Origin of the sequence: Photobacterium salinisoli (assembly GCF_003614885.1) — a bacterium.
In the GTDB taxonomy this organism is placed as follows: domain Bacteria; phylum Pseudomonadota; class Gammaproteobacteria; order Enterobacterales; family Vibrionaceae; genus Photobacterium; species Photobacterium salinisoli.
The window spans coordinates 1,247,388-1,261,347 of sequence record NZ_QZMS01000007.1; the positions used below are offsets into that span (position 1 = coordinate 1,247,388).

The window sequence follows — 13,960 nt, forward strand, 5'->3', positions numbered from 1 at the left end:
TACTATGCGCAAGCTTTTACTTTTTATTACGTTGATCACATACAGCCTCAATGTGTTTGCCCAGGCTGAAACACCGCCCTCCCAGCTGGACGCACTGTCGCAGTTGAACCAGGAAGTCATGGAGCTGTATCAGGCCAGTCAGAACCGTTCCGGTACCACACGTGATGTACTGCGCATGCAGGTACTGAACAAGAACAATGAACTGCGCGACAAGATCGGGGAATTAATCAACGAGCCGCCGGAAGGATCAGCCGCCACGCTGCTTGATTACGTCAAACGGCAGGAACGATATACCGACAGTACGGCAAACTATCTGAGCAACAAAATTCAGGCTGATGAAAAAGCGCTGGACAAAGCCTCGCAGGAAGAGCAGTTGCTCAAGCTCAAACAATTGAATGAAGAGCGCATGCTGTCTGTTCAGATGCTGGGCGAACAGTGGGAAAACTACCGCTGGATGGAACAGCTTGGCCATAGTGCGGATCAGAAAAAAGCCAAACTGGCTAAAGCCATCAGCAACCGCTTAGAATTTATCTCTGCATCACTGGATTACAACAACCAGCAGGAAAAAATGCTGGCCAAGCAGCTCAAAGAGGCGTCAGAGAGTGAGAAAGCCTCACTGCAGCTGATGCACATTCTGGCACAACGAAAACTGTCGAGCGATATTGACCGCTTAAACTACTTAATCACCCTCGGTGATCAGGCACAGATCGATACGTCGAGCTATAAAAAGCAGCAATTTGAAGTGACCGGCGATCTCACCAATGACATCCTGAATCCCCGGGTGATCTATTCGATTGCCTCGGGATGGGCTGAAAACCTGAAAACCTGGCTGATTGATAATACCCCGCAGGTATTGTTTAAGGTGTTTATCTTCGCCCTGGTTCTTTTGCTGTTCCGGCTGTTAAAAAACCTGACACGTAAAGTAGTTAAGCGCACCGTGGCTTCACCTAACCTGAAGATGTCGCAGCTGATGCAGGACTTCTTCATTTCTATGTCGGGAAAAACGGTCTTTTTCCTCGGGCTGTTAATTGCCTTGTCACAGGTTGGGCTTAACCTTGCACCTATACTGACAGGTTTCGGTGTAGCCGGTGTGATCATCGGTTTTGCTTTACAGGATACCCTGTCTAATTTTGCATCAGGGATGATGCTGCTGATTTACCGTCCTTTTGATGTCGGCGATTTTGTTGAGGCCGGAGGGGTGTCCGGTAAGGTCAGCCACATGAGCCTGGTCAATACCACTATCCGTACCTTTGATAACCAGATCATCATAGTGCCGAACAGTAAAATCTGGGGAGACACCATCAAGAATGTCACCCATGAGCGCGTTCGCCGTGTCGATATGGTGTTTGGTATCGGCTATAAAGACAGCATTGAACAAGCCGAAGCCATTTTACATGACATCATTGATAACCACCCGGCTGTGCTGCGTACACCGGAGAAAACAATCAAAGTACACACGCTGAACACTTCTTCAGTGGACTTTATTGTCCGCCCTTGGGTGAAAACGGATGATTACTGGGATGTGTACTGGGACGTGACACGCGAAGTCAAACTGAGGTTCGACAAAGAGGGCGTTTCTATTCCATTCCCACAGCAAGACGTGCATTTACACATGGTCAGCCCGGAAAAGAATGATGCATAACCAAGCATGTCTAAATGCTTCTACACTAAAACACACGATTTACGGAATTTTTTGCCTTAACGTTAGTCAAAAATCTTCGAATCTATTTGGGGAAATACAATGAAAAAACACCTGCTGACTGCCATGGGCACTGCCCTGCTATTATCTGCCTGCGCCGGAACCGGTGGCAACACAAACGCTGACACTTCTGCTGATCTGACACAATATGAGTGGGAACTGTCAACGATCGACAATCAGGCCGTCACCATCCCGAGCAGGGGCGCCGTACCGACTCTGGGGTTTGAAAATAACACAATGGCACACGGGCATTCCGGCTGTAACCGCTACTTCGGTTCTGCCGAAGTCAAAGACGGCCAGTTCCGCATTGAAAAAATGGGCATGACCATGATGGCCTGCCCGGATGATGCGATGAAACTGGAACGCGTGATGAGTGATACCCTAAGCCAGTGGAGCAAAGCCGAAGTCAAAGGCAATACGCTGACGCTCAGTAATAATCAGCATACCCTGACTTTCACCGCCACCCAGCCGATGTAAATCGCAACCATTGTGCCTGACAGCATCAACTGAGTGCCTGCTCAGTTGATGCTTGTGGCTGACGAACCTCTGCACTCACCTTGTTGAATCCTTCCTGCTGCGCCTGATACAACAAAGCTTCTGTTTGATGGAACAGCGTTTCGGCTGTTAATCCCTGAATGTCAAAGACTGTCATTGCGCCCACAGACACTGTCAGGTAAGGATTGGCACTCATCTCGGTATTGGCCAGATTCAGACGTTCAGCGGCCTTGCGCAGGTGGCGGGCAACCACTTCACCATTGTTGGTATTCGGCAATACCGCGGCAAACCTGTCATCATCAAGCCGTGCCACCATATCGGCAGGGCGTTTCAATGTTCTGCCCAGCTCGTTAGCCAGCATCCGGAGACTGGACTCGTACATGTCCTGCGGGCACTGACTAACAAAATGCGCATAGTCATCAATTTGGATCAACACGACCACCAGCGGGGATTGTTCCCGGCGCGCAACTCTGACCGCTTTATCAAGGCTTTCTTCAAACGCCCGCTGGTTCGCGATACCCGTCAGCGGGTCAATCAGGCTCATGCGTTCCAGTTTTTCATTAACGGCCAGCAATCTGTCATGTTGCTGATTCAGATTATCCAGATATTGCTGGCCCCGCTGAAACACGAAGAAACTGACCAAAGCGGCGACGGCAAAAAATGCGTTAACTCCCCAGAAGACCCACCAGGGTGTGGATGACTGATGCTGGCGGATATAATCCAGCATCGGTGTGGCTTCAATTACCCAACGGCGCCCGCCTTTGCTCAGCACCTGATGAACGTAGCGATAATCAGGAGCATACTCGCGGGTAATCGACTCCTGAGTCAGCACGTTCTGGCTGTAGTGGTAATGCTTTTGCTGGCTAACCGGGCCGGTTTCCAAAACCGGTACCAGACTGAAGACCAGTTTGTTTGACTGGGGAGCTTGCGTATCAATCAGTGTCAAAGCAAAAGGCTCCACCCGGGTTAAGCCGGGAGACGATAGGAAAATCTGCGCAGGATTAAACACCCCGGCCACAAAGCCCAGCAGGCTGTCCTGCCGTTCTGCCTCTGACATAGGTTCAGGGAATTCGTACACAGGCAACAGGCTGAGGATTCCCTGCGCAGTCACATCTTTACGCTGGATCTGGAGCGGGACAGTCAGTTGCATCTGTCCGGTATCTCTGGCGCGCTGAATCGCTTCGAAACGCAGGGAATGTGAGCCCAGGTCATAGCCTATTACCGCCTCGTTTCCGGTGACAGGCTCCACATAATAAACCGGATAGTAAACGGCTCGCTCGCTGGCCGCTACGCGCTCACCGGACGCGACCTGTTCAGTAATCACATATCCGGGCAACCATTCATTCGCCCGTTGTTCTAAGCTGGCACGATCTGCCTGCTCCACTTCGGGAATCCATTCCAGGGCAGTGATCGCCGGAAAACGGGCAAGAATTTTATCTGTCAGTGCCGTGAAACCCTTCGCATCCGGAATGCCATTAGTGTCCAGATTAAGCTGCAGGGTATAAAGCGCTTCAAAGTGGCTGTTCATCGCCTGAATAAAGGCGTGGGAAGCTTCCGTTACATCCGATTCAAATTCCTGCTGAATGCGGCGGGTTTCCAGATGAGAGAAGAAAAGCAGCATCACAACCGACAATAGCAACCCGGCAAACAAGAGTAAGCCAATAAATGTAAGACGTTGTCGCTTCATCAAATTCCCTTAAACAATTTAGTTACACCGGGTTTCAATCCTATTTTCAGCCAGGCGCCATCTATTTACCAGTTTGGTTTCAGATAACAGATACAAGATCACTATGCGACATCCATTACACCCTAATGTAATCGATTATAGACGTCTAGATGTTTACACTTCTCTCAATAACCAGTACTCTGAACAGCAGTAATATTCAGGGACTGAGTGAACATGATTGAAATTAAACACCTTCGCACATTAGCGGTACTGAGAGACACCGGTTCCCTGACGGCAACAGCCAACACCCTTTGTCTGACCCAGTCGGCGCTGTCTCACCAAATCAAGGATCTTGAGCAACGGATTGGCGCACCGCTGTTTTTACGCAAAACACGTCCGGTCAGATTCACCGCTGAAGGCGATATCCTGCTGAAGCTGGCCGATGATTTAATGCCCCGTATCGCACGCGCCGAGCATGAACTGGCCAATTTGAAAGAAGATGCAAAGGGTCGGCTGCATATGGCGATTGAGTGCCACTCCTGCTTCCAGTGGCTGATGCCTGCGCTGAAGGAATACCAGATTAACTGGCCGGCGGTGAGCCTGGACTTTTCATCCGGTTTCAGTTTCGAGCCTATTCCGGCACTGGCTGCCGGGGAACTTGACCTGGTGATCACCTCAGATATCAACCCGCGTGCGGAAGTGCACTATGAACCCCTGTTCGACTTTGAGATGCGCTTGGTGGTATCGCCACAGTCTCCCCTTGCTGAACTGAGCACAATTAAACCGGCCGACCTTGCCAGCCAGACTATGCTGACCTACCCGGTACAAAAAAACCGGTTAGATGTGGTGAAACATTTTCTGCAGCCTGCCGGTATCGAACCTAAGGTCTGGAAGCAAGCCGATAATACCCTGATGCTGGTACAAATGGTGTCGGCAGGCTTGGGGGTCGCAGCGCTGCCTAACTGGGCAATCCATGATTTTGCCCGCCAGGGACTGATTGCCAGTAAACCATTGGGTAAAGGTTTATGGCGAAGACTGTATGCTGCGATTCGGGCATCAGAAAAAGAACGCCATTATCTTCAGGCCTTCTTTGCGACGGCCCGGCAGCAGTGCCAGACACACCTTGAGGGCATTAAAGCTGCCTGAGGCTCGTCTGCACGATATCTGAAAAAACAAAGGGCACCGATACTGGTGCCCTTTGTTTATTTAAATTGATTAGAAATGGGATCGTAGCGGTAGCCAAGGGCTGCCATTTTTTGGCGCAATTGTTCCTTATCCAGCTCGTAACGGCTGGAAAGATCATCAATCGTATCGCATTCCAGGCGCAGCCTTTCATTCACTATGCCTAGCACTATGTTAGCGTCCATGTTCAACAAATTACTGATTTCCACCTCTTCCTCCTCCGGTTACTACCGTCAGAACATCAGATCCAGAGTCACATAACCCCTCTTGTTGTTAGCATAGACGCTCAACCCGTCATTCGACCAGTCAGAATACTGAAAGCTGGCATCCTGCTGAGGCAGACAGCAATAAAAGCACGCCGGACAATTGCCAGACTTTTACCGGTTTGGCCAACACTATATGGCCTACCCAAATCACCTGAGCGGCAATCAGTAATAGCAGTGCCGCACAAATCACCAGCAACTGGCTTTCCACCTGCGCCTGAGGCACAGAGTAGAGCTGACTTAAAAACAACAACACACTCAGAATGGCACTGACCAGACCCGCCGCCGGTAAAATCCGGTGAAAAGCCTGCAAGCGCGTGCGTGACTGGGTCAGCAACAGGTGTGCCAGGGCAGCGCCAAACATCACCACAGCAACCAGACTCTGGGCTTTTTCTGTCCATATCAGCGAAGAGAGTGTCATCAGCCAGCTCAGTACAGCCATCGCACACGACGCATACAACAGCTTCAATGGTCCCTGATCCCGCGTCTTTCCGGTTTTTACCTGGAAAGTGAACCAGGCTAAACCCAGAAGAGGCAACAGTGCTATCGGCTGGTTAATGCATGCGATCAGCCATCCCAGCAACAACACGGGAAGCAGCTTATGTACCCGGCCCCGCTGACCAGGACAGATCTCCCCTTTGGTTAAAACGAGAGTGAGAATCATCTGTGCTCCCAACAGAGCAGAGATAAGTAAGGTGGTATACGTCATATTCATGAAAGGCTACAGAAGAAAGAGAAAAACGCCTGAAATTATATCAGAACAGTACTAAAAACATCCATTGCTCAAATTTTCCGACAATTAACCTGGTTTCACATGCATTATATGAACCAAGATCACGGTTTTGGCTGCCGTCTTGTAGAATAATTGTTCGATTATAAAAATAAAGGGCGTTTACCGTCTGTTTTTTTCTCACAAAACAGATGTCAGATGAGCTGGAAGCAAAGATGATATCGACTTATAACCACTACCATAGGCTGCTGTGCCATGCGCTCAAGCTCTATATTCCGGATCTATGGAGTGCTAAAGCGCACACCCAGAGCTTCCAGAATACGAGAAGCGGATACCTGCGCAGCCGAATTTCTCTGCTTTGTATTGTATGGGCCGTGCTGATCATTGCATGGATACCTTTTGACTTTTTTTACCTGAAAACAGGAGAAGATACCCGAATTGCCAGCGCCCGTTTACTTCTGGCGTTATTTTTAATCGGTATTGCCAAAGTTAACGAGACTCACACCACCTTACGTCAGTCTCAATGGTGCATGACGCTCATGGTGCTGGGACTGAACCTCTTTTATACCTACTGCATCTGGGTATTGGGTTTTCCCAAAGTAGTCAGCGGTTTTGAATACGGCTATACCTTATTGCCTATTCTGCATGTCGCTATTTTGACCATCCTGCCGATTACGCTGAAAGAAAGCCTGTGCCTGCTGGCAGTTACCGCTGTGACAGAAATCACGGTTGATTTACAGACTGGCACTGTTCTGATGCCGGAAACGCTGGCCAATTACTGGTTGCAGAACGTGCTGGCTATCGTCGTCATCTGGTCACAATTATCTAAGCTTTACATGTTGATGCGTTTGTACCGCCAGGCAACCCTGGACCCGTTAACCGGTATTTACAATCGCAGAATGTTACTGCAGCAAGCGCAGAAAGCGATGGAAAATTGTCAGGCCAAACGCCAGCCTTTTTCTCTGCTGTTGTTTGATATCGATCGTTTTAAACGTATCAATGATACCTGGGGTCATGGCGTTGGCGACAAAGTACTGCGGGGATTTGCCGATCATCTGCAACTGGCCTCCAGGAAAACCGATCTTTTCGGGCGCTATGGCGGCGAAGAATTTATTCTTTGCCTGCCCTGCTGCGATACCTTAACGGCACAAAAAATTGCAGACCGGATGCTGGCTGATATCCGCTCACTGCAACTGCCGACTGATATAGAAGAAACACATGTATCGATTACAGCCTGCATCGGCATTGCGACTTTTACCTCAGGTGACAGCCTGATGACTATGATAGACCGTGCCGACCGAGCATTATACGAGTGCAAAGATGCCGGGCGCGACTGCTATCGGTTCCACCCTTACGGCTATCAATACCGTGACAGACGCAAGCCATTAGAACCCTTAGTCAGTGAAGCCAGCAGCGAGGCTTAACCCAATCTTCGCCCGGCATTTGCTAGATCGCCACCGATGCCACTGGCTCGGTGGCCTGCTTTTTTCCAAGACGCCAACATAACGCGTACAAGGCCAAATACAATACACTGCCGCCCACCAGCACGCCGTACCAGTTCCAATGCTGCCAGCAGGTGATCAGGTAAAACCCACCCAGACTGCCGCCGACATAGTAGTGCACCAGATAAAGGGCAGTTGCCGTGGCTTTTCCTGTCTTCGCTTTCTGACTCACCCAGGCATACGCCAGTGAATGGGTGAAAAACGCGCCGGAACTGATTAACAGCAAACCGCTCAGCATAGCCGACACAGAGTCCAGGGCGGCAACCCACATGCCCAGCGCACTGATTGTCGTCCCCAGTATCATGCCACTCACCGGCTTATACCTTATGCTCCAGCTGCCACTGAGTTTTGCGGTCAGCGTCCCGCTCAGATAACACAAAAAGATCAAAGACGCCCAGCTGACCGGCAAGGAATAAGGGGGTGAAACCAGCCTGAACCCCATCACGGAATACAGATTCACAAACAAGGCAAAGTTGATACCGCCAATCAGCATCGGGATCCACAATACCGGTTGCTGTAAATGCCGGATCACATGTTTTGTGTGATGCCTTAGTTGTCCGCGCTGAGGTGTGAAATGTTGCTGCGGCGGCAACAGCCTGGCGACAACCAAAGCGCCAATCAAACTCAAGAGTGCCATACCGAGCACAGCACCCTGCCAACCCCAGGCATCAGAGGCAAAACCACCGAATAATCGTCCGGCAATGCCGCCCAGTGAATTAGCACTGATGTATCCGCCTACCGCCAGCGACAGGGCTGTCGGCGAAAACTCCTCAGCCATATAAGCCACAGCAACCGCTGCAAATCCTGCCAGCGAGGCCCCCATCAAAGCCCGGGCAAGACTCAGCATCAGTAAGCTCTCAGCCAATAGCATCAATACTCCCACCACAGGCAGCAAAAACAGACTGAGCAGCATCACCTTTCGCCGGCCAATCATTTCGGAGCTGACCGCCCATGGCACCAGAGTCAGTGCCAGAGCCAGTGTACCTGCTGCCAGCAACCAGTTAACTTTGGTCGCACTCACAGAAAAGGCCTCCGTCATCACAGGTAGCAACGGCTGGAACAGATACAAATTACAAAACACCAGAAATGAGCCAAGAGCCAAAGCAAAACTGGCCCGACGATAGGCAGAACTATGGATTTCTATCACAGACAGGCACCGGACAATGAAGAATTGCTAAAACAGTAGCAATTTCCTTTTGATAGTGAAAATATATTAAAAATATCGACTCCATATATTTTATTAATGGAAAGAGTAGTCAATGGACATTCGCCAGCTTACTTATTTCATTGCCATTGCAGAGGCCGGCAGTTTCACGAAAGCCGCAGAAAAGCTGCACATCGCCCAGCCGGCTTTAAGCATTGCGATAAAGAAATTCGAACAACAGTTAGAGATGCCATTGTTTCACCGCAGTGATCGCCAGATAGTACTGACTCACGAAGGAGAAATACTGATTCAGCATGCCCGCTTAATTTTGCAGCAGGTGGATGATGCAAAGATCGCCATGGCGGAATTGAAGGGATTGCAAAAAGGCGAAGTCCGGCTGGGTGTGCCCAGTATGCTGGGTTCGTATTTTTTCCCCGACATTCTGATGGGTTTTAAATCACGCTACCCTAATCTCAAACTGACACTGGTCGAAGCCGGTACTCAATCCATACGCTTGATGCTGCTAAACGGCGAGCTGGATTTAGGCGTGATACGAAGTGCCGATCTCCCCGACAGCCTTGAAGCCGAACCGTTACTCACATCTGAAATGGTGGCTGTCGTCAGCCCTAACCACGAATTCGCCCGGCAGTCCTCGGTGTCGTTTGAACAATTTTTCAGCCAGGAGCTGGTGATGTTCAAGCAAGGGTACTTTCATCGCGACTATATCGACCATGTCTGCCAGACACACAAACTCAAACAGTACATCGCGTTTGAAACAAACCTGTTGCCCATGATCCTGAGTATTATCCGGCAGGAGTTTGCCATATCAGCCTTGCTGGAAATGGTCACCCATCACGAGCCCGGTCTGGCAGCCGTACCTTTTGAGCAACCGGTCCAGCTCAGTCTGGCTATCGCCTGGCGAAAAAATGGCTACCTATCAATCGCTGATCGGGCATTCATGGAATTTATCAAAGAGCATCAACGACATCGCCGGTGGCATTCAGTGTGATCCGTCATTTCAGGGTGGGTGTATGAAAAGTTGCAAATTCGCAATGTGATCCGAATCACATGAAAAATTCCAATAGATGATGTTTGTGTTTCATTTTCTTTTACAATGGATGTTTGCTTGGGAGCCTGATCGCACCGGAATGTCAAAAGCCATACCGGATTTCTGTCTGCCAGATCCTTCAAGGACTGCAGAATTTCGATCAGAGTCACATGGCCATTGAAAAATTATGGTCTTTCCAGGCACGTCGACCGTATCACTGACTAGCATGGATGATTCACGAATGTTTGAAAAAATCGTTGCCGCACCAGCTGACCCTATCCTGGGACTGACTGAAGAATTCAAAAATGACACTCGCGCTGAGAAAATCAATCTGGGCGTTGGCATCTACAAAGACGAATCGGGCAATACCCCGGTTCTGGCGACAGTGAAAAAAGCTGAAGCTATCCTGCTGGAAAAAGAAACCACCAAATCTTATCTGAGTATTCCCGGAACAGCAGAATACGGTCTGGCTGTTCAGGAACTGCTGTTTGGCAAAGATGCCGCCATCATTACTGAAAAACGTGCTCAAACGGCTCAAGCGCCGGGTGGTACAGGTGCACTGCGCGTAGCGGCTGAATTCATTAAACGCCAGCTGGGCGATGTGACCGTTTGGATCAGCAACCCAACCTGGGCAAACCACTTTGGTGTATTTGGCGCTGCGGGTCTGCAGACTGAACAGTATGCTTACTACAATGCCGAAACCAAGAGCATGGATTTCGATGCTTTGCTGAGCTCTCTGGCGAATGCCAAAGCCGGTGATGTGGTATTGCTGCACGGTTGCTGCCATAACCCGACCGGTATTGACCCTGATGCCGACCAGTGGCTGGCTTTAGCAAAATTCTGTGCAGAGAAAAACCTGCTGCCAATGTTCGACTTTGCTTATCAGGGCTTTGCCAAAGGCGTTGAAGAAGATGCAACGGGTCTGCGTATTTTTACTGAACACAACAGTGAACTGTTGATCGCCAGTTCTTTCTCCAAGAACTTTGGCCTGTACAACGAGCGTGTGGGTGCCTTCACTCTGGTGGCTAAAACCGCTGAAGTGGCCAGCACGTCATTCAGCCAGGTTAAAAGCATTGCCCGTGTGATCTACTCTAACCCACCAGCTCACGGCGCAGCGATTGTGACTGAGATCCTGAACAATGCCGAACTGCGTGCAGAATGGGAACAGGAAGTCGCAGACATGCGTGACCGTATTCAGGAAATGCGTACTCTGTTTGTTCAGACACTGAAAGATTTGGGTGTAGACGCCGACTTCAGCTTTATTGAACGTCAGAATGGCATGTTCTCATTCTCTGGCCTGAATAAAGATCAGGTGACACGCCTGAAAGAAGAGTTTGCGATTTATATCGTCGGCTCTGGCCGTATCAGCGTTGCGGGTATGACCAAAGATAACATGCAGCCGCTATGTAATGGCATTGCCGCTGTCCTGTAACCTTCGGGTTCAGTTATCTGCACAGAAAGGGGCGCTCACTGGGCGCCCCATTCTTTTGGCTTTCTCTTAACTTTTTCCGATGCTTAGCTTAATTCATCTTGCTGTATCTGTTATTCGCTGTGTCTTTGGCAGGCTATTTACCTGCTTCACATCAACCGGATTTGTCCAGCGGCAGCACATTACAAAACAGCTCACGCTCATATTGTCGCTCTAACTGATCTCGCCACGACTTCTTGGAAATATGGACCAGATAAAAGTTTTCCCGTGATGTATCTGTTACGAATGCCATATCAAATTGCATCAGCTCGTAATGAATATCATGCACAAACCCCAGCGAGAAACTCTGCCGGCCAGTCAGCTGATTAATGTCCTCCCGGGTTAAACACACACCCTGTTCGTCCTCAGCAAAACGGTTACGTAACCATTCGGAAAACTCTCGAGCACTGATCATTGTCATATTACCTCGTCTGTGAGTGCCTACATCCGTGAATAATCCGATCCTCTTAAATAGGTATAGCAGAATAAGACTAGTTCGTCAGACCGAAACGAAATTACGCAATAAAATCAGCCATGAATGACAGACTGTGAGAAATGCAGATAATAAGGAAAAAAAGAGGGATAAATGATTGAAAAAGGCAAGAAAGGTAACCCGCTCCTGATAATTCAGGAACGGGGAAGGACATTTATAGCGTTTTATATACGACTTTATTGCCAGCAAGCTGAACTCGCTCAACAAGCCCTTCTTCAACCAGTTTTTTCAGCGCACCTGTTGCCCAGGAAGCGGCTTTGCTGTCTTCCTGGCCGGCTTCAAGGCCGATGCTCTTCGGGTTAATGCCTTCTGCATTATTTGCCACTATGTTCAGCACCTGCTGCTGCTTAGGTGTCAGCGATACAGTAACCGCGACTTTACCCGCTGGTGCTTCTGTTTTTTTCACATCAACCTGAGGCTTTGCTGCCGCTACCGGGGCTGCCTGCTTCACCGCTGCTTTGGTGACAGGTTTTTGAGTCACTGCCGTGGCCGCTTTGATGCGTTTTTGCAGTTTAAGCTGTACTTTACGTTTGTGAGAGATTCTCATTAACTTCCTACTCCGTTGTACTACTTTCAGTCGCCAGTTTGGATGCCCAGCGGGAAAAAAAGTAGCGCGAGTTATATCAAGGATGTCAGAGGAATGCCAGCAAACGGCTATTTTAAGCACAATAAAAGCTATATTTTGCGTATTTTAAGCGACAAGATCTCATTTTTATATTTTTCAAGTTAATGCACTTAATGGAATAAATACCGACTTTCATGCAAACTAGCCCTTACGCTTTGCATAACCAATCGCCAATGATTTGACACCTATATCGCTAACCGCAACCAGTAAGTAACATCCCTGGACAATTTGCCATACTTTATAAAGATGAAATCGTCTTACGCTCTCTGGAGTTATTTTGAATAGTGTCTATATTCAGTCGCCACATCCCAGACCCGGCGCTTATCTGATCTGGTTAAGCCTGCTGGCTATACTCGCGCTGGGGCTGACAGTCTTTACATTTCCCGACATAAACGGAGCCGCTGTGGCACTGTTGCTGCTAGCCATGACGACCCTGTTACTCATAGGGATTAAACTCAACCGGCAGTCGCCCATTACGTTCACCCTCACTTTCATGCATCTTCAGTACCACAGTCAGCACGGCGGCTGGCTGACCCGATGGCAGAATATCGCGGATATAGGACACGCGTCTGTCAGTACTCAGGGCTGGCACAAACCTCTGCCCTGGATTGGTATCAGACTCAGGCACTATGATGAATTCCTGGACAGCATCTGTCCCCGTATTGCCAGCCAGATATTAATGGAACAAAGGGGTTTGATGATCATGGCGTACAAGCGTGCAGACAATCCGCCGCACGAGATAGAAGATATGTTATTTGATGACAAACACTATGTGGGAGAGAACGGGAAAATCAACAAAGGGTTGCTCGCTATGCTGGCAAACCGTATGCGCTATAACAGAGAGCTGATGGGGTATGATTTTTTTATTTCGGAAGATCTGCTCGACAGGCCGGCCGATGACTTCATCGGCCTGGCTCGTCGTTTTCTGGCCCAGGCCAGATAGTCTGATCACCAGAGCGGCATAGCATCCGCCACGTGCGGGTTACTGGCCCTTTCCTGACCAAAGGTCGACATTGGACCGTGGCCGGGAATAAAACGCGTATCGTTACCCAGCGGCCATAACTTGGTTTTGATCGAGGCAATCAATGTACCATGGTCCCCACGCGGGAAATCGGTTCTGCCGATACTACCGTTAAAAAGTACATCGCCCACGACAGCCAGTCTGGCTTCTTCGCTGTGCAGAACAACATGTCCCGGTGTATGGCCCGGTGTATGGTACACAGCCAGACTCTGCTCACCAAAACGGATGCAGTCGCCCTCGTCGAGCCAGCGATCAGGCTGAAACGAAGTCACAGGTGGAAAGCCAAACATCTGGCACTGCTGCTGCAACGAATCCAGCCAGAACGCATCGTCTTTGTGCGGTCCCCATACAGGTACCTCAAGCTGGGACGATAAAGGTGCCGTGCCGCCGACATGATCCAAGTGACCATGCGTCAGAACGATTTTCACCACTCTGATGCCTAATGACGCAATACGGGCTGTGATACGTTCAATATCCCCACCGGGATCGACAACTACACCTTCCAGCGTTTTATCACACCACAGAATTGAGCAATTCTGTTGAAACGGAGTCACTGGCACGATTTCAAACTGCAGACTCATACACTTGTCCTAACTGTTCCAAAACCGCGCCAGCATACCACAC

Annotated in this window: 14 protein-coding genes; 7 read left to right on the top strand and 7 right to left on the bottom strand. The window is 49.5% G+C overall.

The window, feature by feature from the left end:
• Positions 1–4 precede the first annotated feature (4 nt).
• Both D6M16_RS06450 and D6M16_RS06455 read left to right on the top strand, forming a co-directional pair.
• Positions 5–1,642, top strand: coding sequence for a mechanosensitive ion channel family protein (locus D6M16_RS06450; protein ID WP_120511096.1), 1,638 nt, complete (start codon positions 5–7; stop codon positions 1,640–1,642).
• Positions 1,643–1,741: 99 nt separating this feature from the next.
• Positions 1,742–2,176 carry an META domain-containing protein gene (locus D6M16_RS06455; RefSeq protein ID WP_120511097.1) on the top strand — a complete coding sequence of 145 codons (435 nt, stop codon included), beginning with the start codon at positions 1,742–1,744 and terminating at the stop codon, positions 2,174–2,176.
• 25 nt (positions 2,177–2,201) lie between these two features.
• Here D6M16_RS06455 and D6M16_RS06460 read toward each other — a convergent pair whose 3' ends face one another.
• The gene (locus tag D6M16_RS06460; RefSeq protein WP_120511098.1) at positions 2,202–3,881 is read right to left on the bottom strand and encodes a CHASE domain-containing protein; all 1,680 of its coding nucleotides are present in this window, start codon (positions 3,879–3,881) and stop codon (positions 2,202–2,204) included.
• Positions 3,882–4,094: 213 nt separating this feature from the next.
• On the opposite strand from D6M16_RS06460, the gene metR reads away from it, so the two are divergent.
• Positions 4,095–5,006 carry an HTH-type transcriptional regulator MetR gene (gene metR, locus D6M16_RS06465; protein WP_120511099.1) on the top strand — a complete coding sequence of 304 codons (912 nt, stop codon included), beginning with the start codon at positions 4,095–4,097 and terminating at the stop codon, positions 5,004–5,006.
• Between the two features lie 56 nt (positions 5,007–5,062).
• On the opposite strand, the gene D6M16_RS06470 is transcribed toward metR, so the two are convergent.
• Together D6M16_RS06470 and D6M16_RS06475 are read right to left on the bottom strand one after the other, a co-directional pair.
• On the bottom strand, positions 5,063–5,251 hold the full coding sequence (locus D6M16_RS06470) for a DUF4250 domain-containing protein (RefSeq protein WP_120511100.1): 189 nt from the start codon (positions 5,249–5,251) through the stop codon (positions 5,063–5,065).
• A 97-nt stretch (positions 5,252–5,348) separates the two neighbouring features.
• Positions 5,349–5,969 (bottom strand): hypothetical protein, encoded by a 621-nt coding sequence (locus D6M16_RS06475; RefSeq protein WP_240435536.1) that lies wholly within the window; start codon positions 5,967–5,969, stop codon positions 5,349–5,351.
• A gap of 281 nt (positions 5,970–6,250) precedes the next feature.
• Between D6M16_RS06475 and D6M16_RS06480 the strand changes: the two genes are divergently transcribed.
• Complete coding sequence (locus tag D6M16_RS06480) at positions 6,251–7,459, top strand: GGDEF domain-containing protein (protein ID WP_162940941.1); 1,209 nt, start codon at positions 6,251–6,253, stop codon at positions 7,457–7,459.
• A gap of 22 nt (positions 7,460–7,481) precedes the next feature.
• On the opposite strand, the gene D6M16_RS06485 is transcribed toward D6M16_RS06480, so the two are convergent.
• On the bottom strand, positions 7,482–8,684 hold the full coding sequence (locus tag D6M16_RS06485; protein ID WP_120511103.1) for an MFS transporter: 1,203 nt from the start codon (positions 8,682–8,684) through the stop codon (positions 7,482–7,484).
• A gap of 112 nt (positions 8,685–8,796) precedes the next feature.
• Here D6M16_RS06485 and D6M16_RS06490 point away from each other — a divergent pair, with 112 nt between their 5' ends.
• Entirely contained in the window at positions 8,797–9,690 is an 894-nt protein-coding gene (locus tag D6M16_RS06490) for a LysR family transcriptional regulator (protein ID WP_120511104.1), read from the top strand.
• A 280-nt stretch (positions 9,691–9,970) separates the two neighbouring features.
• Positions 9,971–11,161: an amino acid aminotransferase gene (locus D6M16_RS06495; protein ID WP_120511105.1), complete on the top strand. Its 1,191-nt coding sequence runs from the start codon at positions 9,971–9,973 to the stop codon at positions 11,159–11,161.
• A 151-nt stretch (positions 11,162–11,312) separates the two neighbouring features.
• Here D6M16_RS06495 and D6M16_RS06500 read toward each other — a convergent pair whose 3' ends face one another.
• Together D6M16_RS06500 and D6M16_RS06505 are read right to left on the bottom strand one after the other, a co-directional pair.
• Complete coding sequence (locus tag D6M16_RS06500; protein WP_027253270.1) at positions 11,313–11,618, bottom strand: hypothetical protein; 306 nt, start codon at positions 11,616–11,618, stop codon at positions 11,313–11,315.
• A 226-nt stretch (positions 11,619–11,844) separates the two neighbouring features.
• The gene (locus D6M16_RS06505; RefSeq protein WP_120511106.1) at positions 11,845–12,237 is read right to left on the bottom strand and encodes a MarR family transcriptional regulator; all 393 of its coding nucleotides are present in this window, start codon (positions 12,235–12,237) and stop codon (positions 11,845–11,847) included.
• 355 nt (positions 12,238–12,592) lie between these two features.
• Between D6M16_RS06505 and D6M16_RS06510 the strand changes: the two genes are divergently transcribed.
• Positions 12,593–13,258, top strand: a complete 666-nt coding sequence (locus tag D6M16_RS06510) for a DUF2982 domain-containing protein (protein ID WP_338048212.1) — start codon at positions 12,593–12,595, stop codon at positions 13,256–13,258.
• Positions 13,259–13,263: 5 nt separating this feature from the next.
• Here the strand turns inward: D6M16_RS06510 and D6M16_RS06515 are convergent, their stop codons facing one another.
• Positions 13,264–13,917 (bottom strand): MBL fold metallo-hydrolase, encoded by a 654-nt coding sequence (locus D6M16_RS06515; RefSeq protein WP_120511108.1) that lies wholly within the window; start codon positions 13,915–13,917, stop codon positions 13,264–13,266.
• Between the last annotated feature and the right edge of the window lie 43 nt (positions 13,918–13,960).

Bases quoted from the DNA above. Each gene is read 5' to 3' on its own strand.
- D6M16_RS06500 (WP_027253270.1), bottom strand. From the start codon at position 11,618: ATGACAATGATCAGTGCTCGAGAGTTTTCCGAATGGTTACGTAACCGT.
- D6M16_RS06450 (WP_120511096.1), top strand. From the start codon at position 5: ATGCGCAAGCTTTTACTTTTTATTACGTTGATCACATACAGCCTCAAT.
- D6M16_RS06480 (WP_162940941.1), top strand. From the start codon at position 6,251: ATGATATCGACTTATAACCACTACCATAGGCTGCTGTGCCATGCGCTC.
- D6M16_RS06495 (WP_120511105.1), top strand. From the start codon at position 9,971: ATGTTTGAAAAAATCGTTGCCGCACCAGCTGACCCTATCCTGGGACTG.
- D6M16_RS06475 (WP_240435536.1), bottom strand. From the start codon at position 5,969: ATGATTCTCACTCTCGTTTTAACCAAAGGGGAGATCTGTCCTGGTCAG.
- D6M16_RS06460 (WP_120511098.1), bottom strand. From the start codon at position 3,881: ATGAAGCGACAACGTCTTACATTTATTGGCTTACTCTTGTTTGCCGGG.
- D6M16_RS06505 (WP_120511106.1), bottom strand. From the start codon at position 12,237: ATGAGAATCTCTCACAAACGTAAAGTACAGCTTAAACTGCAAAAACGC.
- D6M16_RS06455 (WP_120511097.1), top strand. From the start codon at position 1,742: ATGAAAAAACACCTGCTGACTGCCATGGGCACTGCCCTGCTATTATCT.
- D6M16_RS06515 (WP_120511108.1), bottom strand. From the start codon at position 13,917: ATGAGTCTGCAGTTTGAAATCGTGCCAGTGACTCCGTTTCAACAGAAT.
- metR (WP_120511099.1), top strand. From the start codon at position 4,095: ATGATTGAAATTAAACACCTTCGCACATTAGCGGTACTGAGAGACACC.
- D6M16_RS06490 (WP_120511104.1), top strand. From the start codon at position 8,797: ATGGACATTCGCCAGCTTACTTATTTCATTGCCATTGCAGAGGCCGGC.